Consider the following 19,095-nt stretch of genomic DNA (forward strand, 5'->3'; position numbering starts at 1 on the left):
ACTACTGCCGGTGCGGACGGCGTCCGGACGAACCGTTATATCGGAAGCCGGGGCCAGTCCCGCCGTGACGTGAGCAATGGCCCGCGCCGGGTCGCGGTTGTCCGGCACGTCGGCGCGGGCGCGGTCGTGCCGGTTGTCAGCCCTCGTTAGTCGGTCGATTCGATCGGTTCTGAGCCGCCGGGCTGGACGCCCGTAGCGTCCTCCTCGCCGACGACCCACTTGTCGGAGTAACTCGCACCACAGGCGCAATGGGCGTACGCGTGGACGACGTCGCCGCGCTCGTAGAGACCACCGACTTCATCGTTCTGCGCCTCGGAGAAGGCGAAAATGAACGCCACCTCGTGACCGTCCGGGTCGTTGCCGGCAACCGGACACTCACCGCCGTCGAGACTGCGGGAGATGTGCCCCGTCTCGTCCATCGCCCCGCGAGCGAACTCCATCGCGTCCATCCCCGTTCCGGCGGCGAAGGCTCGTCGTCCGTCGTCGCCCGGAACGACCAGCACGTAACCGCCGTCGACAGCCTCGCCCAGGTTCGGGAGTTTCCCCTGACTGTCGAGGTACCGTTCGGTGAGATACAGCGCAACGTCCTCGTGGTTCTCGCCCGCGAGAAACGCATCGAGTTGGCTCATAGCGTCGCGACGGCGCGCAGCGATAAAAGCCGCGTGAAATCACGAGCCAGTCGTGACCGCAATCGGCAACGGCGTCGGGTGGTGAGTCGATACCCGATGTCGTCACCGGCGTCAGTGGCGCGTTGCGCGCGCCTCCCGAACGTCGGCACCGTCGCGGACCTTGTCCTCGCAGTTCGGGCAGACGCGTGGATGCTCCATCTCATTCGGGGCAAACACCCGGACGTACTCCGTGGTAACGAACGATCCGCAGTTCTCACAGGTCGGCATCGACGCGGAATTTGTGGTGAATGAAAATAATATTTAGGGGCGAATATATTCGTGTTACGCGTATGGAACGCGCGTTTCACCCGGGCCATCGGGGAGTCTGCTATTCGTCGGGGTACTTCGGTTCGCGCCGTTCGGCGCGGTCGAGCGCCCGTTCGATCACGTCGCGGACGGAGTCCTCGTCGCTGTCCGGGTCGGCGCGGTAGACGCCGCCGTGGCCGGCGTACAGTTCCGCGACCGTGTCGGGGAGTCGGTCCAGAATCGTTTCGAGGCTCTCGATAAGTCGCTCGCGGGACTGACCGGGCAGATCCGTCCGGCCGAAACTCCCGTCCTCGAACGCGCCGTCGTTGTAGACGATCACATCGCCGCTGAAAACGCGTGTTTCGCCGATGAGCGAGACGTGGTCGTCGGCGTGGCCGGGCGTGTAGACGACCTCGTAAGACTCCCCGGCGAGAGAGACCTCTTGCCCGTCCGACAGCGCTGCGGTCCGTCGCGGATGCTCGCCGTACGCGTAGAGGTCGGCGTCGAACCGATCGAGGACGGCGTCGAGTTCACCCACGTGATCGCGGTGTTGATGTGTCAGATACACCGCGTCGAGGTCCTCAACGTGGTCGGCGACGACGTCGTCGACGCCCGGCATCGTCCCCGCATCGACCAGCACCGGGGCGTCGCCCACGAGCAGATACGCGTTACACGTGAAGTCCGTCGCCTTTTCCGTGACGGTGTGGATTTCCATACCCATCGGTTCCGCAGCGGCGATAAAAAAGCCTCGGCCAGTGGCATCACTGCCGCTATCGTCACGTGTGGTAACAGGTACCACGGGACTGCGTGTGTTTTTTATCGGTCGACCCGTTATCATCATTTGTATGGGATTTGGGAGCTACGACGAGTCCGAACAAGAGAATCAGGACTTCGATACCGATCTCGAGGACGACGACGGCGTCGCAACTTCCGAGGCAGACCACGGGGGAGACGTGGAGTTCGAGATCGGCGCGTCGAACGACGAACTTCTAGACCGGCTCAAGGATATCAAAGAGGAATAGACCCGAATAGACTGGCGACCACGCACGTGCGGTGCGCCATCGCGCTTCGGGTGCGGGCTGAGCAGGAGGCATCTCGCGGGTGAAGCCGGGAACGCGAGCACTCGGCATCGCGGAGTCGACAGACGAATCCAGTGGTGACTGTGTCTTTTGCGGCGCGGTCGTTCGAGCAGATCGGACAGTCGATGGCATCGCCTTTGCAACCGCCACGGTCGGTGGTCTCGACGCCACGGACGCCGTACGTGACCTGTTCGAGGAGTCGCTTCGCGAGGACGTCCAGTACGTGGTGCTCTCTGGCATCGCTCCCGCCTGGTTCAATCTCCTCGACCTCGACGCGCTCGCAGCGGTCGCCCAGCGCCCGGTCATCGCGGTATCCTACGAGTCGAGCCCCGGACTGGAGCCGGCGCTCCGCGAGCACTTCGAGGGGACCGCACTGACCGAGCGGCTGGAGACGTACGACCGGTTGCCGCCGCGACAACGGATCGAGGTGAACGGCGAACCGCTGTTCGTCCGCGCTGTGGACAAACGTGAGTCGTCAGGCGGGCCTGACGCGGCGCGCATCGTTCGCGCCTACACGCCAGCGGACGGCCGCCCGGAGCCGCTCCGGGTGGCTCGGGTTGCGGCCCGCGGCGCGCGGTCGTGGCGGGTCCGGAACGACGGATGAGAACGGGGCGGGACCGTCACGGGTAAGTCGCGGCCGACCACCCCTCTAGTATGAGCGACGACGACACAGCGGCCGCCGAGAACGGAGCGGCGGCCGAGCGGATGGAGGGGCCGGACGTGATCGCCTGCGAACAGTGTCCCGAACTCGTCGAGTCGCGGTCACAGATCGTCGACGGAGTCGGTCCCGCCGACGCCGACCTCCTGTTTCTCGGGGAAGCACCCGGCGCGAACGAGGACGAACAGGGCGAACCGTTCGTCGGGCGCTCCGGAACAGTCCTCGACGAGGCGCTCCAGGACGCGGGCCTCGCACGGGACGACGTTCGAATCACGAACTGCGTTCGCTGTCGACCCCCGGACAACCGGGACCCGCACAAAGGCGAACTGGCGAACTGCCGCGGTCACCTCGGACGCGAACTCGCGGTCGTCGATCCCGAACTGGTCGTGACGCTCGGGAAGGTCCCCTCCGAGCACCTGCTGGATCGATCGGTCGCGGTGACGAAGGCGGCCGGCGACGTCGTCGACGTGAGACTCGGTGGTCAAGGCTACCGCGCCGTCGTTTCCGTCCATCCGGCGGCGACACTGTACGACGGGAGTCAGCGCGAAACGTTCTTCGGGACGATCGAGCGCGCCGCAGAAATCGCCGGCGTCGGCGGCCAAGACGACGGTGGGCAGTCGAACCTCGGGCAGTTCTAGTTCCGAGGGTCGCCGCGGCCGAGCCACTTGTTCGGGTTGAAGAGGTCACGAACCGCCTCGACGACGCCCTTGCTCGAGTGCTCGCCGGGGCGCAGTCGGGCCCGGATCCGCGAGGAGATCAACTCGATGCCCAGCACGACAATAAAGACCATAATGAGCCCGGCAGCGGTCTGCTGGAACTCAAAGAGGTCCTGGCTGTTCCGGATCATCAGCCCGAGGCCGCCGGCACCCACGACCCCCAGCGAGATGGCGATGCGCGTGTTGATCTCGAGAATGTACAGCGTCCACGCGATGAACGAGCGTGAGACCTGACTCAGCATCCCGAAACTCACGGTCTGCGTACTCGACGCGCCGGTCGAGCGGATCGCCTCGATCGGCCCCTCCTCGATCTCTTCGAGGTCGTCGGTGAACAGCCGACCGAGGTTGCCGATGCTGTCGGTGCCGATCGCCAGCACCGCGGTGATCTGACTCGGCGGGCCGATGGGGATGTAGAGGAAGATCCAGACGATGGCGGGGATGGCGCGAATCGCGCTCAGGGTGCCGCGGAAGAGGAAATTGAACGGGAACGGGGTGACCCGTTCGCTACCCAGCACGCCCAAGATGAGCGCGAACGGGAACGCGATCACGGTTCCCATAAAGCCGAGCAACAGCGTCACCAGGCTGGCCTTCACGAGCGACAGCCGCGAGGATTGGAAACTCTCGAAGATCGGTTGGCCCCAGTTCCGGAAACTCGCGGGGATGGCCTGGAGTCCGGTGATGTTGTTGTCCTTCGTGTAGACCGTGAAGTTCTGGAAGTCCGGCGGGAAAAAGCCCCGCGAGATGAACTCGTACATCGCCGGGAAGCGGTTGGCGACGACCCCGGCTTGGAAGCCGATGAAGCCGAGGCCCCAGTACGTCACGCCGACGACGGCACCGAGAATCGCAGCCCACAGCAGGTACTTCAGGCGGCGGAGGCGATCCAGCGTTTCGAGCCTCTCGCGAACGGCGGGATCGATCGAGTCGGAACTCATACGCCCTCACCCCCGTCGGGCGTCGCGTTCGGTTCGGGCGTCTCCGAGGGAACCGCGTCCGTGTCAGTCGGATCGTCCGCGAGCAAGTCGCCGCCGCCGTCGTGGCCGTAGTAGATCCGGTCCATCTCCTCCATCGTGAGGTCGTCGGCGTCGCCGTCGAAGATGACCTCTCCGTCCCGGATGCCCAGGAACCGGTCCCCGAACTCGCGGGCGATGTTCACCTGGTGGAGGCTCGTCACCGTCGTGAGGTCCTTCGCTGTCGCGGCCTTCTTGAGGTAGCGCATCACCTCGCGGGCGGCTTTCGGATCGAGGCTGGCGACCGGTTCGTCCGCGAGGACGATCTCCGGTTCCTGGACGAGCGCACGGGCGATCCCGACGCGCTGTTTCTGCCCGCCGCTCATCGATTCGGCCCGCTGCCCGGCCTCGTTGAGCAGGCCGACGGTCTGGAGCGATTCCAGGGCGTTGATCTTGTCGTACTCCGAGTGGAGCCCGAGCATACTCCGGAGCAGTCCGTTGCGGGACAGCGCACCCGTGAGCGCGTTTCCGAACGCGGTCTTGCTCTCGATGAGGTAGTGCTCCTGGAACACCATTCCGACCTCGCTCCGGTTGCCGGATATCTCCGCCCCGCCGATCCGGACGGATCCCTCCGTCGGGTCAGTCAGTCCGTTCAGCACGCGAAGCATCGTCGACTTGCCCGCGCCCGAGGGTCCGAGCAGGATGACGAACTCGCCTTCGGAGATGGTGAACGACACGTCGTCGAGCGCGACCGTGTCCTCGCCGTATATCTTTGAGACGTTCTCGAATTCGATGGTGGGCATCTGTTGTGGATAGAATAACTGAGATGTGGCCGCACAAAAAGCGGCGGGGACGCTCCCAGCGAGCGGCCGGTTAGAGGGCTATCCGAAGATATCGGTTCCGACGCCGAGTTCGTTCGCGACGTCGATGACGGACTGATACTCCGCCTTTCCGGCCGCGCGGACGTCACTGAACCAGAGGTCGTCGTCAGTTCCGTCTTCGCCGTCAGCACCGTAGTAGATGCTGTCGGGGCCTTCGAGGAACGATTGCTTAACTGCGGTCTTCGCCTCGTCGCTCAGTCCCGGCGAGACGACGATCGGGGCGCGCGGCAGGCCGGTGTCCTCGTGGAGCGTCGTCGCGACGCTCTGCCACTTGTCGGGCGTCGGTCCGGTCTTGGTGTCGCGGACGAACCCGCCCATCGCGGCGGCGTCAACCTGGCCCTGTTCGAGGAGCGTGTACGATCCGACGTGGCCGCCGGCGAACCGGGCATCGAACTCGGCCTGCGAGCCGTTGCCCTCGGGGAGGTTGCCGACGTCGAGACCGCCCTGGCTGGACATACTGTACAGCGGATAGAGACAGCCACTCGTCGACAGCCGATCGGAGAAGGCGACCGTCTTGCCGGAGAGGTCCGACAGTTCCGTGATGTCGCTGTCGTTGGGCGTCGCGATGATACTCGTGTACTCCCAACTCCCGTAGCCGTACCGTTGGAGGATGATATCCGCGTTGCCGGTCTTCACGCCGAGTGCAGCGGCGAAGGGACCCGTCTCGGCGACGTCCATCGTTCCCTGTCCGAGCGCCTGAATCACGGCGCTGTAGTTGCTACCGATGATTCCCTCGACCGAGAGGTCGTCGGGAACCTGGTGGTTCTCTTTCAGGTAAGCGCCGATGTGGTCCAGCAGGGGAGAGTACTGGACATTGAGATCCTCCTGCGGAACCGACGGCGAGATCCCGAAGTCGACGGTGCCGTCGTCGCCGAAGGTCATCTGGCTCTCGGGCGTCGGTGTCGCTGTCGCTGTCTCGGTTGCAGTCGCTGTCTCGGTGTCGGTACTGCCGCCGCTGTTCGTGTTACCGGTACATCCAGCGATGAGCCCAGCGATCCCGAGGGCTCCCGTGGACTTGAGGAAGGCGCGTCGTTTCGTCATACAATCGTATGGAACTACTGGATGAGCCGCATAAAGATTCTGATTCAGTTATATATAGCCAAACAGTGGCAAATCTAGCCAGTCGTGTGGCCGGAGTCGGTGTCCAGCGTCGGAAGCGATTTGACCCGGCCTCTCGAAGGTGGCATATGAGCGCTCAGACTGCAGCGGAGGTCGTCCTCGTCGACTACGGCCTCGGCAACCTCCGTAGCGCACAGCGGGGGCTCGAACGCGCCGGTGCCGCCGTCGAAATCACCGACGACCCCGACGACTTTGCGGCCGCCGACGGGATCGTCCTCCCCGGCGTCGGCGCGTTCAGCGAGGGGATGGAAAACGCCGGCCCGTTCCGCGAACCGCTCGCCGCAGCGGCCGACCGCGGACAGCCGGTCTTCGGGATCTGTCTCGGGATGCAGATGCTTCTCACCACGAGCGAGGAGGCCGACCACGCCGGGCAGGGGCAGGTCGAAGGCCTGAATTTCATTCCGGGAACGAACGTCCGCTTCGAGCGCGGTCGGAAGGTGCCACATATGGGCTGGAACGAACTCCGCGTCGAGCGCGAGCACCCGATCGTCGAGGGGATCGACGGGCAGTACGCGTACTTCGTCCACTCCTATTACGCCGAACCCGACGACGACGCGGTGGTCGCGACCACCGACTACGGCGTGTCGTTCCCGGCGGTCGTCGCCAACGAGGCGGGCAACGTCTTCGGGACCCAGTTCCACCCCGAGAAGTCCGGCGAGACCGGTCTGCAGATCCTCCGGAACTTCGTCGAGTACTGCGCCGAGCGGTAGTGGAGCGCGGGACGCGCCCCGGGCAGCCCCGACGGGCTTTTATGAACCCCCGAAGTAGACGGCGCTATGCAGGTAGTCACGCTGGGGCCCGAAGGAACGTACTCCCACCGCGCCGCCCGCGCCGTCGATGAGGACGTCGCGTTCCGCGAGTCGGTGTCGGCCATCGTGGCCGCCGTCGACAACGGCGAGTTCGAGCGCGGCGTCGTGCCCATCGAGAACAGCATCGAGGGCAGCGTCACCGAGACCCTCGATGCCATCGCCGACGCCGAGATCGCCGTCACCGAAGAGATCGTCACGCCGATCCGCCACGCTCTCCTCGCCCAGTCCGCCAACTTCGACACCGTCGCCTCCCACTCGCAGGCGCTCGCGCAGTGTCGCTCCTACCTGGAGCGCGAGTACCCCGACGCGAACTTGGAACCCGTCGCGAGCACCGCCAAAGGCGTCGAGTACGCCCGCGACGACCCGACCGTCGCAGGGATCGGCCATCCGGACAACGCCGGCGAGGATCTCACCGTCGTCGCCGAGGACATCCAGGATCGGTCCTCGAACTCGACGCGGTTTTTGGTCGTCGCGCCCGCCACAGCGCGGACGACGGGTGGCGGAAAGTCAACGGTCGTCGTCTACCCGAATGCGAACTACCCGGGGCTCCTGCTCGAACTACTCGAGGCGTTCGCCGAGCGCGACATCAACCTCTCGCGGATCGAGTCGCGGCCGAGCGGCAACCGACTCGGGGATTATCTCTTCCACATCGACTTCGAGGCCGGCCTCTACGAGGGCCGCGCGACGGAGGCACTGGAGGACGTCGAAGCGATCGCTGACGACGGCTGGGTGAAGCGACTCGGGTCCTACGACCGGCGGCACGTCGTCGATTGAAATCTGGGCCTCACGGAGTAAGAGCGTTCTCCGTGATATCTGCGAGCACTGCTCCGGCTGTATGTGAGCCCTTAGTGCGCCTCTGAGAGAGCGGTGAATATGCAATGATGAGACGCTCCCCCGGTTTCGACGAACTCGCGTTCGACGACCTCTTCGCCCGAATGTCCCGGCAGATCGAAGCGAAGAGCAGCCAGCTCGACGGCCCCCGATCGCCCGCCTGAGAGATGGCGATCGACCTCCGCGACGAACCCGAATCGCTCGCCGCCGGCGTCGACCTCCCGGGCGGCGCGAAAGACGGCATCGACGTCTCGGTCGACGAACGGGTGCTCACGGTCGCCGTCACCTGCGAAGTGGTGAGATGGACGAAGACGACCGGTACGTCCACCGAGAGCGCCGCTCTGAGCCGGTCCGTCGATCGATCCGCCTCCCGGATGAGATCCGCGCCGCCGACGCGACGGCGAGCTACAACGACGACGTTCTGACTGTGACGCTCCCCAAGCTCGACGACGACGAGTCCCACCGGATCGACGTCAGGTAACGCGCCGGTCAGTCCGGGGATGTATCGAGTCTCTCTCAGGAGTGATTTTTCTCCCTTCGAGAGAGCCACTGAAGCGATGAGCGACTCGGGCCTGCGGCTGGCACTGAAGACACTGTGCCGCTTGCTGATGCTTCTCTCGGTACTTTCGGGGATCACGCCGGGTGCTACGTGATATACGCGTCGCTCCTCAGTGAGCCGGTGTTCGGACTCGTCGGGGACTCGCGGTACGGGCTCGGCGGACTATGGTGGGCGCTCGGCGTGCTGCTGATCGTCCGGTCGGTGTGGTACCTCGGGAAGACCCCGTGAGACTCACTCACCGCCACGGGCGACGTACAGCGTCTCGCCCGCCGGAAGCGACTCGGTCTCCGCGGCGATGGACGGGGGGTCGTAGCCGAGCGTCGTGAACAGGAAGTCGGCGTCGACGGCGCGGGCGACGGCGAGCGCCGGTCGGTGGAGTTCCGGCGGAAGGTTCAACGCGTAGAGTACCGCCGCCTCGTACGCCTCGCCAGGATGGTCGCGTCTGCTGGCCGCAACGACGTCGTCGCGGACGAACGGAACTGCGGCGGGAACCTCCAGATGATCGGGGTCGGCGATGTCGACGACGGTGACATCAACGCCCTGCTCAGCGAGCGCGACAGCGACTGCTGGTCGCCGGCCGATGCCGATCTCCACGGCTGAGCCGTACGTCGCAAATCGGGCAACGAGGGCGTTCTCAGGCGGCGAATTCACGGCGGGATCTTTATCAATCCACCCTGCTTAAACCCTGCTATGCACGTCGATATCGTGCCGATCGGGGACCTCTCGGCCCAAGTCAAGCGCGAAGCTTCGGCCGCGCTGCGAGGGGTCTACGACTGCGACGTCACGGTGCAGGAGGAACAGTCGATCCCCGACGGCGCGTTCGACCGGAGCCGTAACCAGTACCGAGCTGAGCAGTTCATCGAACTGGCGAGCAGAGCCGGAACGGGCGAAAAAAACATCGGAATCACCTCACAGGACCTCTACTACCGTCGCCGGAACTACGTGTTCGGTCTCGCGTACCTGAACGGGAACGGCTCCGTGATCTCTACACATCGCCTCCAGACCTCCTCCGACGGTGGCATCACCACCAAGCCACAGTCGGAAGTGTTCGCAGACCGCGTCCGCAAGGAGGTCGTCCACGAGATCGGTCACACGCTCGGCCTCGAACACTGCGACAACAGCAAGTGCGTTATGTCGTTTTCGCCCACGGTCCGCGAAGTCGACGTGAAAGAGGAGAACCTCTGCGGGACCTGTAGCCAGTTACTGTACTGACGCCCAAATCACTTCATTGCGCAGTCCCACTCGAAACCCCCCGCAGCAACATCTATACGCGCTCCGGACTAACGCCGAGAGGTAATGCAGTACCTCGTCGCAGTGGATGGTTCGGAACCGAGTACCGAAGCGCTCGAACACGCATTCGAGGTAGCAGCGCAGATGGATGCGTCGCTCGTCGTCGGGTACGCGGTCGAACCGCGCGTCCTCGTCGAAGATGCCGGTGAGGAGGCTCCGACGCACACGCAGGTCGGGGATCGGATCTACACGGAGAACATCGAGGTCGCCGAAAAGCGCGGTCAGGACGTCCTCGACGACGCTCGTGACCGCGCGGTCGAGGCCGGCATCGACGTCGAGACGACGCTACTGTACGGCGATCCCGTCGAGGCGATCGTCGAGTACGGCGAGCAGTCCGAGGTCGACGGGATCATCGTCGGTCATCGAGGGCTCTCCGAGCGCGTCGAGATGGTCGGCAGCGTCGCGAAGGGACTGGTCGAGAAGGCGACCGTTCCTGTCACGGTCGTCAAGTGAGACGACCGGCGTGTCGCCATCGGTGCACTCGGTAGAGGAGCAGTGAGACCGAGACGCTTCGGATCAGTCGACTCGGAGGCCGCGTCGGAAGCCGAGACCGACGCCGAGTGCGAGAACAGCTACGTACGCGAGGCTGAACCACAGGTTCCTCGGGACCACGCGCGCGGTCAGCGCAGCGTCGAACGCCAGTTTCATCGGGAAGTGACCGGGGAGGAACGGCGCGAGTGCGTGGGTCTCGTCGGTCAGTGGACTCTGCGCGAGGAAGAGGTCGAAGAACGGCCCGAACAGCAGGACGTAAACTCCGGCGAGTCGGTTCAGAACGAGGCCGACGAGCGCTCCGAGGCCACCGTACATCAGGGCGACAAGGAGGATTGCGAGCAGGTACCAGCGGAGACGTTCGACCGACATCACCGCAGACAGGACGCCGACGGAGACGACGCCCCCGACGAGCGCCGCCAGCGCGAGGACCCCGCCTCGGGCGGCCACGATTTCGACTGCGTCGGCGCCAGCGATGGCGAGCCGACTGTCGACTGCGCTGGCAGACTGCATCAGGAACAACCCGGCGGCACCGCCGACGAACGCGGCGGCCATCGGCGTCGTCAGGACCGTCGCGACGGCGGTCATCTCGGCGGACATCGCGCCCTGGATCGGGATATCGACCGTCACTCGGCTCTCTGGCATCACCCAGTGGAAGACGAGAATCAGATAGACCGGGAGGAACGCCAGGAGTGCAAGCAGGATCGGCGTCCGTGCGTACTCGCGGACGCCCATCTCGAAGGTCGTCCGCAGCGTGTTCATCCCCCGCCACCTCCCGTTTCGGCCAGCGCCGTGTAAACGAGGAACGTCGCGACGAGGACGATGGCCCCGTAGGTGGCGGCTGCGAGCACGTCGGTCGCGGCGGGGGCTGTCCCGTCGACCGCCACCTGGAACACCTCGTGGGGATAGTGGAGCGGAAAGAGTTTCGTCGCCGCCGCGTCCGTCGCAATCACCCCGCTCGCGAGCGCCTCGTCCACGTCGACGACGAAGATGAGCACGAGCGATCCTTCGAGTTCCCGAGGGAGAACAGTCCCGATCAGCATCCCGATGAGTCCATACAGTCCGCCGACGAATGCGAGCGTCAGGAACCCGAGGGCGAGCGATTCGACTTCGGTGGTCGTCGCCAGGACGCCCAGCGAGAGCGCGGCGGTGAGAAGCGTCGCGAGACAGACCGCACCGAGGCGCGAGACGAAGAGCGCCAGTTCCGGAAAGCCAGCCAGCGACAGGCGCTCGTCGGCTCGCTGGGCGCTGATGACCTGGAAGAGTCCGATCACCGCGGGGAGGAACGCGGCGACGAAGAGCGTCCCGGCGGTCGCGCCGAGGGCTCCGGGGTCAGTCGTCATATACGGGAGTCGTGGGAACGCCGACAGCATCGACTCGTAACTCGTGATGACGACCGGCGGGAGCACGACGAGCAGCGCGACGTTGATCGGCTCCCGGACGAACTCCCGGACGGCCGCATCGAGGCCGACACGCAACCGATCGCTCGACGGACGGCTCACCGTCATCGCACCCCCTCCTCGCCGGCCTGGCTCGACCCCTCGTCGGTCACGTCGGTCAGGGTGCCGTCCGCGAGTTCGAGGATCCGATCGAACCGCTCCTGTTCGTTGATCAGGTGCGAGATGATCGCCACGGCCGTGCCGCGCTCGCGAAGTGCCGCCGTGAGGTCCCAGAACGCGAGGTACGTCTCCCAGTCGAACCCCGTGTACGGTTCGTCCAGGAGCAACACGTCGGGGTCGTGCATCAGTGCGATCGAGAGGTTGATTTTCTGCCGATTGCCGCCGGAGAGCCGATCGATCCGGTAGTCGAGGAACTCCTCGAAGTCCAGCGTCTCGGCCAGGCGGTCACGGGCCGACTCGATTTCGGTGGGGTCCATCCCGTACGCCTCACCGAACAACCGGAACGTCTCCTCGACGGTCAGTCGGTCGTACAGCAGTTCGTCCTGGGGGCACCACCCGACTCGACCGTTCACGTCGACAGTGCCTTCGTCGGCATCGAGTGCGCCCACGAGGATCTTCATCAGCGTCGACTTCCCGGACCCGTTCCCGCCCACGATGCCGACGACCTCGCCGCGCCGGATAGTGACGCTCGCGCCGGTCAGTACCTCGACGCTCCGCCCGAACGGAAGCCGGGAACTGTAGGTCTTTGCGAGGTCGGAGCCGCGGAGGACGACGTCACGGTCCCCGGCGGTCGGTTCCGACTCGGACTCCGGGCGCTCGGTGCCGACGATCCGTTCGGTCATCGTTCGTACCACCACCACGCACCGCCGAGGACCGCCAGTGCCACCGCGCCGACGCCGACCGTCGACAGGAGTCGAGTCGTCCCACCGGCGGTAGTGATCGTGATCGGGACGAAGTACCTATCGGAGGTGATCCGTTCGTCGTCGGGCGTGTCGGCGGTTACTGTGAGCGGAATCGCGTCCCGCGTCGGGACGCCGTCCTCGGGCGTCGTCACCTCGAAGGTCATCGTCACGCTCTCGCCGGGCGGGAGCGACGCGACGTAACTCGTCGGGTTGTTGCTCTCGTACGGCGCGTCGACGGCCAGATGGGCGTGAACGTCGGTGAGGCGCTCGTTTCCGACGTTCCGAACGCGGACGCGGACGGCGTTCGTGCTGTCGATGCCGAGCGTGGTGTTCATCGGTTCGACGGCGAACGTCGGTTGCTCCGGTGCGGGCGTCACGCCGATCGGACCGATCCGGTCGGTGGCGTAGTCGCCGTCCGCGCCACGATAGGCCACCGAGACCAGCAGCGAGTAGTTCTGCGGCTCTGCGGCCGCTGTGGCCCGCACCTCGTACGTGACGGTTCGGCGTTCGCCGGGGGCCCAGTAGCCGACGAAGCGCGTCGCGTTCGCGCTGCCAGCGACGCGGATCGCGGAGTGCGGCGAGCGGAGGGTGACGGTCGCGTCGGCCACGGAGACAGGACCGTCGTTCCGGAGCGTCAGCGAGACGGTTCCGTTCTCGTCGACCTGGAGGGAACGGCTCACGTTCGAAACGTCGAAGGTCGTCTCCGGAAGTGCGTGGAGGGGAACCGCCAGCGAAGGTGTCGATCCGGTCGTTCCGCCGGGCTTCTCGAAGTCGATCTGCGCCGATAGCGAGTAGTTACCCGTGGCGGCGCTGTCCCGGAGCGCCGTCTCGAACTCGAAGGTGCGATTCTCGCCGCACTCCCAGGTATCCACGAACCGGGTGCTCGAATCGCTCGATCCGAGCGAGACGCTCGGGGAGGATGCAGAGAGCGAGAGGGTCGAATCGTACGCCGCGGACGTCCCGACGTTCCGGATCGTCACTTCGAGCGTGCCGGAGCCGCCGACGGGAGCCGACGAGTCGGTGTCGACGACGTCGAACTGCGGGCCACGCTCGACGCGAACGGGCAGGGAGACCGTCGTTTTCCGTTCGACGTCGCCGCCGGCACCGTTATTATACTCGTACGAGAGTCGAAGCGGGACGCGGTAGGTGCCGCTGTCGATGTTCGAGGGAACGTCGAGTGAAAGCGAGAGGCTCGCCGGAGCGCCGTCCGGGAGCGACGCCACGTACAGGTGGTTCGTATCGACCTCGATGGGCCCGACGGTGTTTGCCGGTCGGATGTGGACGTTGTACGCGTCTCTCGTCTCGTCTTCAGCACCCGTGCCGTCGTTCAGGAGTTGGAAAGAGACGTGGTTGGTTCCACCGGGCTGAATCGTCGGACTGGCGACGACCGTCTGTATCTCCGGGTTCGAGGTCAGCGCCGCAACCGGTGCCGCACTCAGGACGACCGACGCGACGAGCAGGACCACCAGGGCGACTCGCTTCATCGGGGGTCACCTCCGTCTCTCCGGAGGGCGTCGATTCGCCACGAACGGGGAATCCCCGCGGAAGTGTTATTCATCATATTCGGTGTATTCCGAATGTTCTGTGCGACAGAATTTAGTATTTTCGGTAGTTACCGAATTGTATGAATCAAGACGCCGAGGACGTCGACGGAACCGACGAGGATGCGGTGCAGCAGGCCCGTGAGGAAGTCATTCAGGCGCTGGAGCGGAGTGCGGAAGTGTACGGGCTGAACCAGAGTTACGGACGATTGTACGGTATCCTCTTCTTCGAGAACGAACCGCTCTCGCTTGACGGATTGGTCGAAGAGAGCGGGTACGCCAAGTCGACTGTCAGCACTGCAATGCAGAAGATGAACCGCCTCCACCTGGTGCACCGCCGGGCGGTGCCGGGAGAGGGCAAGAAGGTGTTCTACGAGGCCGAGACCGACTTCTGGCACGTCATCCAGAAGTTCCTCCAGCACGAGGTTCGGCGCGAGATCGACGTGATGACGCGAGCGCTCGACTCGGCCGCGGAGCGTCTCGAAGACGCCGACGGCGAACAGGCGGACGTGTATCAGGAGCGTATCGAATCACTTCGAACGATGTACGACCGGAGCGAGCGACTGCTGGGGATCCTCACGAGCGGTTCGATCGAGCGATTGACTGGGCTGCTGGACAGACTGCAGCGCGACTGATACCGGCTTGTCTGGCGCTGCCGGGACGAGAGCGCGTGCCGTGCCACTGTTGCAGTGAGAGCCCGTGCCGCTGCTGCGGTGAACACGGCCGAGGACTCAAGTCGTTCGGCCGTGAGCCACCGGACGTGACACCGCAAGGCAGCGTCGCCCTGATCACGGGCGCCAGTTCGGGAATCGGTGCAGAGACAGCGCACGCGCTCGCCAGCGACGGTGCGGACGTCGCCCTCGCAGCGCGACGACGAGCGCAACTCGAAACTGTGGCCGAGGCGATCGAATCGTCAACCGACGCCGAGACGCTCGTCGTGCCGACAGACGTTCGCGAGGAGGGTTCGGTCGAGGCGATGGTCGAAACGACAGTCGACCACTTCGGCCGCCTCGACGTCCTCGTGAACAACGCCGGTCTCGGCGTCGGCGGGGAAGTCGATGAACTATCGACAGCGGACTATCGGCTGATGATGGAGACGAACGTCGACGGGTACTTCTTCGCGACCCGCGCGGCCATCCCCCATCTGCGGGAGACCGACGGGAACCTCGTGTTCGTCGGCAGTTTCGCGGGCCAGTACCCCCGCCCCGCGAACCCGGTGTATGCGGCCACGAAGTGGTGGACCCGTGGATTCGCCCACAGCGTCGAGGCGCAGGTCGGCTCCGAGGGCGTCGGCGTCAGCGTCGTCAACCCCACCGAGGTCAGAACGGAGTTCGCCAGCGAGTCCGGGGCGTCGTTCGAGGACCGCTTCGACCCCGGTGAGGTGACTGAACCAGAAGAGGTCGCGGAGGCGATCGCGTTCGCCGCCTCGCAGGAGCGATCGACCGTCCACGAGATCGATCTCTACCGGCGAGACAAGTTCGACGGCTGGTGAGGGCGGGGCCGCGTGTACTGAACTCCCAGCGACGCTGCACGGTCGGCTTCACTCGCGCGGCTATCGATCGGCCTCGCGGACACCGTCGGCGATGCGGCCGGCGGTGCGCGCACGAGTCCGATGCTCCCGCCGCCGCGTCGAGAAGACGTCGACGGCGCTCGCGGCGGCCTGTGGGTCGCACTCGAAGGCCACACCGGGGTAGGTAACGTCCGCCAGGATCAGCGGTTCGGGCTGGGCCGGCGGGACGCCATCAGGCCCCGCTATCGGCTCCGACCCGAGGAGGTCGTCGATCCACTCGGGGTCGCGCTCGCCGGCCGCCACGCTCCGGACGACCGAGGCGACCCGGCGGACGAGTTGTCTGGGAAATCCACCGGCCGCGACCCAGAGCGTCACGAAGTCGCCCTCGCGGTCGATCCGGAGCGAGAGGTCACGCCGGGTCCCGTCGTCGTCGGGAGTGAGATTGTGGAAGTCGTGCTCGTCGGAGAGCGTGCTCGCGGCCGTGACAGCCCGGTCGTCGTCCAGTTCGGGGCCGTAGAGGTCGTATACGTACGTCCGCTCGACAGCGTCGTGAGTCGCGTGGAAATCAGGGGACACGTCGGCGGCGGCCCACGCGCTGATCGCGACCGGAAGTTCGCCGTTGAGCGCCCGTGGCGTGCACCACTCGGGACACGCGAGGGCGACAGTCTGCGCGAGCGCGGAGACACCGGCGTCGGTCCGCCCGGCCGCGGCGTAGCCTTCCGGTCGGTGTTCCGCCTCGCGGTCGAACACGCCGAGTTCGTCGAGAGCGTCGAAGATCGCATCCTCGACGGTCGGGACCGAGGGCTGACGCTGGAAGCCGTGGAACGGTCGGCCGTCGTAGGCAACGCGGAAGGCGCGCACGGGCGCTCAGACCACGTCGTCGTAGGTCGGCGCATCTCGGTCGCCCGGGAACGCCTCGACGGGCGTGGTGGTCTGGTCGCCGGACGACATATCCTTCACCGTCACCTCGTCGTTCGCGAGGTCCTGTTCGCCGACGATGACGACCGTCTCGGCGTTGACGCTGTCGGCGTAGCCCATCTGCGCGCCGAAACTCCGGTCGGAGACGTCGACTTCGACGACGTTGCCGGACGCGCGGAGGTCGCGGGCGATGCGGGACGCGACGTCGCGAGTGTCGCCGACCGTGAGAACGTAGTAGTCGGTCGTGAGCGCCTCCTCGGGCCAGACGCCGGCGCGCTGACAGAGCAGCGACAACGGCGCGAGGCCGGGGGCGACGCCGACCGCCGGGATGGGTTGCCCGCCGAAACTCTCGATGAGGTCGTCGTACCGGCCGCCGCCGAAGACGGATCGCGAAATCTCGCCCGTCGAGTCGAAGCACTCGAATACGACACCGGTGTAGTAGTCCAGACCACGGGCCGTCGTCAGCGACACGTTGCAGTACTCGCGCGCCCCGAAGTCCTCGGCCGCCGCGAGCACGTCTCGGAGGTTCTCAACCGCGTCTCTGACGTCTTCGCCGCCGAATTCGGCGATTTCGTCGAGATCTCCGCGGGCGACGAGGTCGTCGAACCGTTCGGCCTGCTCGGAGGAGAGGCCGGCATCAGACAGCAGGCCGAGGTACTCCGCCTGCTCGATCTTCGCCCGCTTATCGACCGCACGGATCGCGGCGGTGGCGTCGACATCGGCATCGAAGGCGGCGAGAAGACCGCTGAGGATGTCGCGATGGGAGACGCGGAACTCGAAGTCGTCGCCCGTGAGCCCCAGATCGGCGAGCGCGTCGGCGGCGAACGCCAGTATCTCCGCGTCGGCCTCCGGCTCCGCGGACCCGAAGACGTCGACGTTGGTCTGGTAGAACTCCCTGAATCGGCCCTGCTGGACCTGTTCGAAGCGCCAGAACGGTCGCGTTGAGCACCACTTGATCGGCTTCGAGAGTTCCTGCTGTTTTGCGACGACCATCCGGGCGACCGTCGGCGTGAGTTCCGGCGTCAGCGACACCTCGCGACCGCCTTTGTCCTCGAAGGCGTACAGTTCCTCGACAATCGCTTCGCCGCTCTTGTCGACGTACATTTGCGTCCGTTCGAGGGCGGGCGTAGAGATTTCCCGGAACCCGTAGCGTGTCGCAGTCGACTCCAGCGTGTCGATGACCTCCCGGCGGGGGGCCATCTCCTCGGGGTAGAAGTCGCGAAAGCCCTTGAGTCGGTCGTACATACGCCGGAGTTCGGCGGTGGCGCGCTTGAAACTGTTGAAGACGTGCGGGCAGTCGGCTATGACGGCGGGTGAGCGATCAGCCATATCGGCGGATGGCCGGTCGGCTATGATATCGGGTAAGCGCTCACTCACATCGGCGGATGGCCGGTCGGCTATGATATTGGGTAAGCGCTCACTCACATCGGCGGATGGCCGGTCGGCCACGTCGAAGTGAACTCGTGGGCACGGGAGCGGGCGGGGCCGTCGGCGCGGGGGTCTGTCACACTGATATGATCGTCCGGGATCAGTTGTATCCGACGCCGCTCCCGGCCGTACTGGGCCACGAGGGGTCCGGGGTCGTCGAGGCCGTCGGCACGAACGTCACCGACGTGGAACCCGGCGACCGCGTGGTACTGAGTTTCGACTACGACGACGACTTTCCCAGTTGCCACGCCGGGCATCCCGTCTACTGCGAGGACTTCTTCGCGCACAACTTCGGCGGGAGCCGACCGGAGGACGGCACCTCGCCGCTCTCGCGTGGCGACGAGGAACTCAGTGGCCGCTTCTTTGGGCAGTCCTCGTTCGCCACCCACGCGGTTGCGACAGAGCGTAACGTCGTCACCGTCGACGACGACGTCCCGCTCGAACTCCTGGGACCGCTCGGCTGCGGCGTCCAGACCGGGGCCGGCGCAGTGATCAACACGCTCGATCCGCAGGCTGGCTCCTCGATCGCCGTCTTCGGCGCGGGCTCAGTCGGCCTCTCAGCGGTGATGGCGGCGAATCTCAAGGGCTGTACCGAGATTGTCTCGATCGATGTCAGGGGCAACCGTCTGAAGTAGGCGCACGACCTCGGCTCGACCGAGACGGTCAACCCCGAGACGGTCGACGACGTGGTCGCAGTGGTCCAGGAGGCCACCGGCGGCGGCTCCGACTGCGCCGTCGAGACGACCGGCGTCGCCGACGCGGCCGAACAGGCCGTCGACACGCTCACGCAGCGAGGAACTCTCGCTGTCGTCGAAGCGCCGGCGCTCGGTACCCGCGCGAGTTACGACGTCAACGGTCGCATCCTCAACGGCCGGTCGATCACGGGCGTCGTTGAGGGCGACAGCAACCCCAAGGGGTTCATCCCGGATCTGATCGAACGGTACCGACAGGGGAAGTTCCCCTTCGACGAACTCGTCATCGACTACGATTTCGAGGAGATGGAAGAAGCCGTCGAGGACTCCGAAAACGGCGACAGTATCAAGCCGATCCTCCGGATCAGCGAACCCTGAGTCGGATCGCCTGCTCCCGTCCAGCCTGATTGCG

Annotated in this window: 24 protein-coding genes and 1 pseudogene; 12 read left to right on the forward strand and 13 right to left on the reverse strand. The window is 65.7% G+C overall.

Annotated elements, in window-relative coordinates; translation table 11 throughout:
* Nucleotides 1-146: 146 nt before the first annotated feature.
* The 3 genes from ABEI27_RS07840 to ABEI27_RS07850 form a co-directional block, all read right to left on the reverse strand.
* Nucleotides 147-629, reverse strand: a complete 483-nt coding sequence (locus ABEI27_RS07840) for a DUF5807 family protein (protein WP_375798851.1) — start codon at nucleotides 627-629, stop codon at nucleotides 147-149.
* A 111-nt stretch (nucleotides 630-740) separates the two neighbouring features.
* A complete protein-coding gene (locus tag ABEI27_RS07845; RefSeq protein WP_375798852.1) occupies nucleotides 741-896 on the reverse strand; it encodes a hypothetical protein in 156 nt (51 codons plus the stop codon).
* A gap of 100 nt (nucleotides 897-996) precedes the next feature.
* Entirely contained in the window at nucleotides 997-1,629 is a 633-nt protein-coding gene (locus ABEI27_RS07850; RefSeq protein WP_375798853.1) for an MBL fold metallo-hydrolase, read from the reverse strand.
* Nucleotides 1,630-1,759: 130 nt separating this feature from the next.
* Here ABEI27_RS07850 and ABEI27_RS07855 point away from each other — a divergent pair, with 130 nt between their 5' ends.
* The 3 genes from ABEI27_RS07855 (at nucleotide 1,760) to ABEI27_RS07865 (ending at nucleotide 3,289) form a co-directional block, all read left to right on the forward strand.
* Nucleotides 1,760-1,936: a DUF5786 family protein gene (locus tag ABEI27_RS07855; RefSeq protein WP_089765108.1), complete on the forward strand. Its 177-nt coding sequence runs from the start codon at nucleotides 1,760-1,762 to the stop codon at nucleotides 1,934-1,936.
* Nucleotides 1,937-2,015: 79 nt separating this feature from the next.
* Nucleotides 2,016-2,597 carry a DUF99 family protein gene (locus ABEI27_RS07860; protein ID WP_375798854.1) on the forward strand — a complete coding sequence of 194 codons (582 nt, stop codon included), beginning with the start codon at nucleotides 2,016-2,018 and terminating at the stop codon, nucleotides 2,595-2,597.
* A 101-nt stretch (nucleotides 2,598-2,698) separates the two neighbouring features.
* Nucleotides 2,699-3,289, forward strand: coding sequence for a uracil-DNA glycosylase family protein (locus tag ABEI27_RS07865; protein ID WP_375798912.1), 591 nt, complete (start codon nucleotides 2,699-2,701; stop codon nucleotides 3,287-3,289).
* On the opposite strand, the gene ABEI27_RS07870 is transcribed toward ABEI27_RS07865, so the two are convergent.
* The 3 genes from ABEI27_RS07870 to phnD form a co-directional block, all read right to left on the reverse strand.
* The gene (locus ABEI27_RS07870; protein WP_375798855.1) at nucleotides 3,286-4,299 is read right to left on the reverse strand and encodes a PhnE/PtxC family ABC transporter permease; all 1,014 of its coding nucleotides are present in this window, start codon (nucleotides 4,297-4,299) and stop codon (nucleotides 3,286-3,288) included. The genes ABEI27_RS07865 and ABEI27_RS07870 overlap by 4 nt on opposite strands.
* Nucleotides 4,296-5,117, reverse strand: coding sequence for a phosphonate ABC transporter ATP-binding protein (phnC, locus tag ABEI27_RS07875; RefSeq protein WP_375798856.1), 822 nt, complete (start codon nucleotides 5,115-5,117; stop codon nucleotides 4,296-4,298). The genes ABEI27_RS07870 and phnC overlap by 4 nt, the downstream gene beginning before the upstream one ends.
* Nucleotides 5,118-5,195: 78 nt before the next feature.
* Nucleotides 5,196-6,236, reverse strand: coding sequence for a phosphate/phosphite/phosphonate ABC transporter substrate-binding protein (gene phnD / locus ABEI27_RS07880; RefSeq protein ID WP_375798857.1), 1,041 nt, complete (start codon nucleotides 6,234-6,236; stop codon nucleotides 5,196-5,198).
* A gap of 146 nt (nucleotides 6,237-6,382) precedes the next feature.
* On the opposite strand from phnD, the gene hisH reads away from it, so the two are divergent.
* From hisH to ABEI27_RS07895, 3 genes are all read left to right on the forward strand, one after another.
* Nucleotides 6,383-7,024 carry an imidazole glycerol phosphate synthase subunit HisH gene (gene hisH / locus ABEI27_RS07885; protein ID WP_375798858.1) on the forward strand — a complete coding sequence of 214 codons (642 nt, stop codon included), beginning with the start codon at nucleotides 6,383-6,385 and terminating at the stop codon, nucleotides 7,022-7,024.
* Between the two features lie 66 nt (nucleotides 7,025-7,090).
* The gene (gene pheA, locus ABEI27_RS07890) at nucleotides 7,091-7,897 is read left to right on the forward strand and encodes a prephenate dehydratase (protein ID WP_375798859.1); all 807 of its coding nucleotides are present in this window, start codon (nucleotides 7,091-7,093) and stop codon (nucleotides 7,895-7,897) included.
* A gap of 358 nt (nucleotides 7,898-8,255) precedes the next feature.
* Nucleotides 8,256-8,435, forward strand: a complete 180-nt coding sequence (locus ABEI27_RS07895; RefSeq protein ID WP_375798860.1) for an Hsp20/alpha crystallin family protein — start codon at nucleotides 8,256-8,258, stop codon at nucleotides 8,433-8,435.
* Nucleotides 8,436-8,744: 309 nt separating this feature from the next.
* On the opposite strand, the gene ABEI27_RS07900 is transcribed toward ABEI27_RS07895, so the two are convergent.
* A complete protein-coding gene (locus tag ABEI27_RS07900; RefSeq protein ID WP_375798861.1) occupies nucleotides 8,745-9,164 on the reverse strand; it encodes a UPF0146 family protein in 420 nt (139 codons plus the stop codon).
* A 39-nt stretch (nucleotides 9,165-9,203) separates the two neighbouring features.
* On the opposite strand from ABEI27_RS07900, the gene ABEI27_RS07905 reads away from it, so the two are divergent.
* Together ABEI27_RS07905 and ABEI27_RS07910 are read left to right on the forward strand one after the other, a co-directional pair.
* Complete coding sequence (locus ABEI27_RS07905; RefSeq protein WP_375798862.1) at nucleotides 9,204-9,725, forward strand: archaemetzincin family Zn-dependent metalloprotease; 522 nt, start codon at nucleotides 9,204-9,206, stop codon at nucleotides 9,723-9,725.
* Nucleotides 9,726-9,809: 84 nt separating this feature from the next.
* Complete coding sequence (locus ABEI27_RS07910; RefSeq protein ID WP_375798863.1) at nucleotides 9,810-10,256, forward strand: universal stress protein; 447 nt, start codon at nucleotides 9,810-9,812, stop codon at nucleotides 10,254-10,256.
* A 63-nt stretch (nucleotides 10,257-10,319) separates the two neighbouring features.
* Here the strand turns inward: ABEI27_RS07910 and ABEI27_RS07915 are convergent, their stop codons facing one another.
* Genes ABEI27_RS07915 through ABEI27_RS07930 form a run of 4 tightly spaced genes read right to left on the reverse strand, consistent with a single transcriptional unit; the run spans nucleotide 10,320 to nucleotide 14,078 of the window.
* Complete coding sequence (locus ABEI27_RS07915) at nucleotides 10,320-11,054, reverse strand: hypothetical protein (RefSeq protein WP_375798864.1); 735 nt, start codon at nucleotides 11,052-11,054, stop codon at nucleotides 10,320-10,322.
* Entirely contained in the window at nucleotides 11,051-11,800 is a 750-nt protein-coding gene (locus ABEI27_RS07920; RefSeq protein ID WP_375798865.1) for a hypothetical protein, read from the reverse strand. Before ABEI27_RS07920 ends, ABEI27_RS07915 begins: the two co-directional genes overlap by 4 nt.
* On the reverse strand, nucleotides 11,797-12,534 hold the full coding sequence (locus tag ABEI27_RS07925; protein WP_375798866.1) for an ABC transporter ATP-binding protein: 738 nt from the start codon (nucleotides 12,532-12,534) through the stop codon (nucleotides 11,797-11,799). The genes ABEI27_RS07920 and ABEI27_RS07925 overlap by 4 nt, the downstream gene beginning before the upstream one ends.
* A complete protein-coding gene (locus ABEI27_RS07930) occupies nucleotides 12,531-14,078 on the reverse strand; it encodes a COG1361 S-layer family protein (protein WP_375798867.1) in 1,548 nt (515 codons plus the stop codon). The genes ABEI27_RS07925 and ABEI27_RS07930 overlap by 4 nt, the downstream gene beginning before the upstream one ends.
* A gap of 140 nt (nucleotides 14,079-14,218) precedes the next feature.
* On the opposite strand from ABEI27_RS07930, the gene ABEI27_RS07935 reads away from it, so the two are divergent.
* Both ABEI27_RS07935 and ABEI27_RS07940 read left to right on the forward strand, forming a co-directional pair.
* On the forward strand, nucleotides 14,219-14,770 hold the full coding sequence (locus tag ABEI27_RS07935) for a GbsR/MarR family transcriptional regulator (protein ID WP_375798868.1): 552 nt from the start codon (nucleotides 14,219-14,221) through the stop codon (nucleotides 14,768-14,770).
* Nucleotides 14,771-14,895: 125 nt separating this feature from the next.
* A complete protein-coding gene (locus ABEI27_RS07940; RefSeq protein ID WP_375798869.1) occupies nucleotides 14,896-15,627 on the forward strand; it encodes an SDR family oxidoreductase in 732 nt (243 codons plus the stop codon).
* 60 nt (nucleotides 15,628-15,687) lie between these two features.
* Here ABEI27_RS07940 and truA read toward each other — a convergent pair whose 3' ends face one another.
* On the reverse strand, nucleotides 15,688-16,506 hold the full coding sequence (gene truA / locus ABEI27_RS07945; RefSeq protein ID WP_375798870.1) for a tRNA pseudouridine(38-40) synthase TruA: 819 nt from the start codon (nucleotides 16,504-16,506) through the stop codon (nucleotides 15,688-15,690).
* 6 nt (nucleotides 16,507-16,512) lie between these two features.
* The gene (gene hisS / locus ABEI27_RS07950; protein WP_375798913.1) at nucleotides 16,513-17,808 is read right to left on the reverse strand and encodes a histidine--tRNA ligase; all 1,296 of its coding nucleotides are present in this window, start codon (nucleotides 17,806-17,808) and stop codon (nucleotides 16,513-16,515) included.
* A 218-nt stretch (nucleotides 17,809-18,026) separates the two neighbouring features.
* Here hisS and ABEI27_RS07955 point away from each other — a divergent pair, with 218 nt between their 5' ends.
* Both ABEI27_RS07955 and ABEI27_RS07960 read left to right on the forward strand, forming a co-directional pair.
* Nucleotides 18,027-18,626: an alcohol dehydrogenase catalytic domain-containing protein gene (locus tag ABEI27_RS07955; protein ID WP_375798871.1), complete on the forward strand. Its 600-nt coding sequence runs from the start codon at nucleotides 18,027-18,029 to the stop codon at nucleotides 18,624-18,626.
* A gap of 12 nt (nucleotides 18,627-18,638) precedes the next feature.
* Nucleotides 18,639-19,061: pseudogene (locus ABEI27_RS07960) on the forward strand (zinc-binding dehydrogenase); the annotation flags it as partial.
* Nucleotides 19,062-19,095 lie beyond the last annotated feature (34 nt).

Source organism: Halobellus sp. (assembly GCF_042218505.1).
Lineage (GTDB): Archaea > Halobacteriota > Halobacteria > Halobacteriales > Haloferacaceae > Haloquadratum.

What these genes read in the sequence shown, in the direction of transcription:
- ABEI27_RS07840 (WP_375798851.1), bottom strand. Translation starts at nt 629, where the DNA reads ATGAGCCAACTCGATGCGTTTCTCGCGGGCGAGAACCACGAGGACGTT.
- ABEI27_RS07845 (WP_375798852.1), bottom strand. Translation starts at nt 896, where the DNA reads ATGCCGACCTGTGAGAACTGCGGATCGTTCGTTACCACGGAGTACGTC.
- ABEI27_RS07850 (WP_375798853.1), bottom strand. Translation starts at nt 1,629, where the DNA reads ATGGAAATCCACACCGTCACGGAAAAGGCGACGGACTTCACGTGTAAC.
- ABEI27_RS07855 (WP_089765108.1), top strand. Translation starts at nt 1,760, where the DNA reads ATGGGATTTGGGAGCTACGACGAGTCCGAACAAGAGAATCAGGACTTC.
- ABEI27_RS07865 (WP_375798912.1), top strand. Translation starts at nt 2,699, where the DNA reads ATGGAGGGGCCGGACGTGATCGCCTGCGAACAGTGTCCCGAACTCGTC.
- ABEI27_RS07870 (WP_375798855.1), bottom strand. Translation starts at nt 4,299, where the DNA reads ATGAGTTCCGACTCGATCGATCCCGCCGTTCGCGAGAGGCTCGAAACG.
- phnC (WP_375798856.1), bottom strand. Translation starts at nt 5,117, where the DNA reads ATGCCCACCATCGAATTCGAGAACGTCTCAAAGATATACGGCGAGGAC.
- phnD (WP_375798857.1), bottom strand. Translation starts at nt 6,236, where the DNA reads ATGACGAAACGACGCGCCTTCCTCAAGTCCACGGGAGCCCTCGGGATC.
- hisH (WP_375798858.1), top strand. Translation starts at nt 6,383, where the DNA reads ATGAGCGCTCAGACTGCAGCGGAGGTCGTCCTCGTCGACTACGGCCTC.
- pheA (WP_375798859.1), top strand. Translation starts at nt 7,091, where the DNA reads ATGCAGGTAGTCACGCTGGGGCCCGAAGGAACGTACTCCCACCGCGCC.
- ABEI27_RS07895 (WP_375798860.1), top strand. Translation starts at nt 8,256, where the DNA reads ATGGACGAAGACGACCGGTACGTCCACCGAGAGCGCCGCTCTGAGCCG.
- ABEI27_RS07905 (WP_375798862.1), top strand. Translation starts at nt 9,204, where the DNA reads ATGCACGTCGATATCGTGCCGATCGGGGACCTCTCGGCCCAAGTCAAG.
- ABEI27_RS07910 (WP_375798863.1), top strand. Translation starts at nt 9,810, where the DNA reads ATGCAGTACCTCGTCGCAGTGGATGGTTCGGAACCGAGTACCGAAGCG.
- ABEI27_RS07915 (WP_375798864.1), bottom strand. Translation starts at nt 11,054, where the DNA reads ATGAACACGCTGCGGACGACCTTCGAGATGGGCGTCCGCGAGTACGCA.
- ABEI27_RS07920 (WP_375798865.1), bottom strand. Translation starts at nt 11,800, where the DNA reads ATGACGGTGAGCCGTCCGTCGAGCGATCGGTTGCGTGTCGGCCTCGAT.
- ABEI27_RS07925 (WP_375798866.1), bottom strand. Translation starts at nt 12,534, where the DNA reads ATGACCGAACGGATCGTCGGCACCGAGCGCCCGGAGTCCGAGTCGGAA.
- ABEI27_RS07930 (WP_375798867.1), bottom strand. Translation starts at nt 14,078, where the DNA reads ATGAAGCGAGTCGCCCTGGTGGTCCTGCTCGTCGCGTCGGTCGTCCTG.
- ABEI27_RS07935 (WP_375798868.1), top strand. Translation starts at nt 14,219, where the DNA reads ATGAATCAAGACGCCGAGGACGTCGACGGAACCGACGAGGATGCGGTG.
- hisS (WP_375798913.1), bottom strand. Translation starts at nt 17,808, where the DNA reads ATGTACGACCGACTCAAGGGCTTTCGCGACTTCTACCCCGAGGAGATG.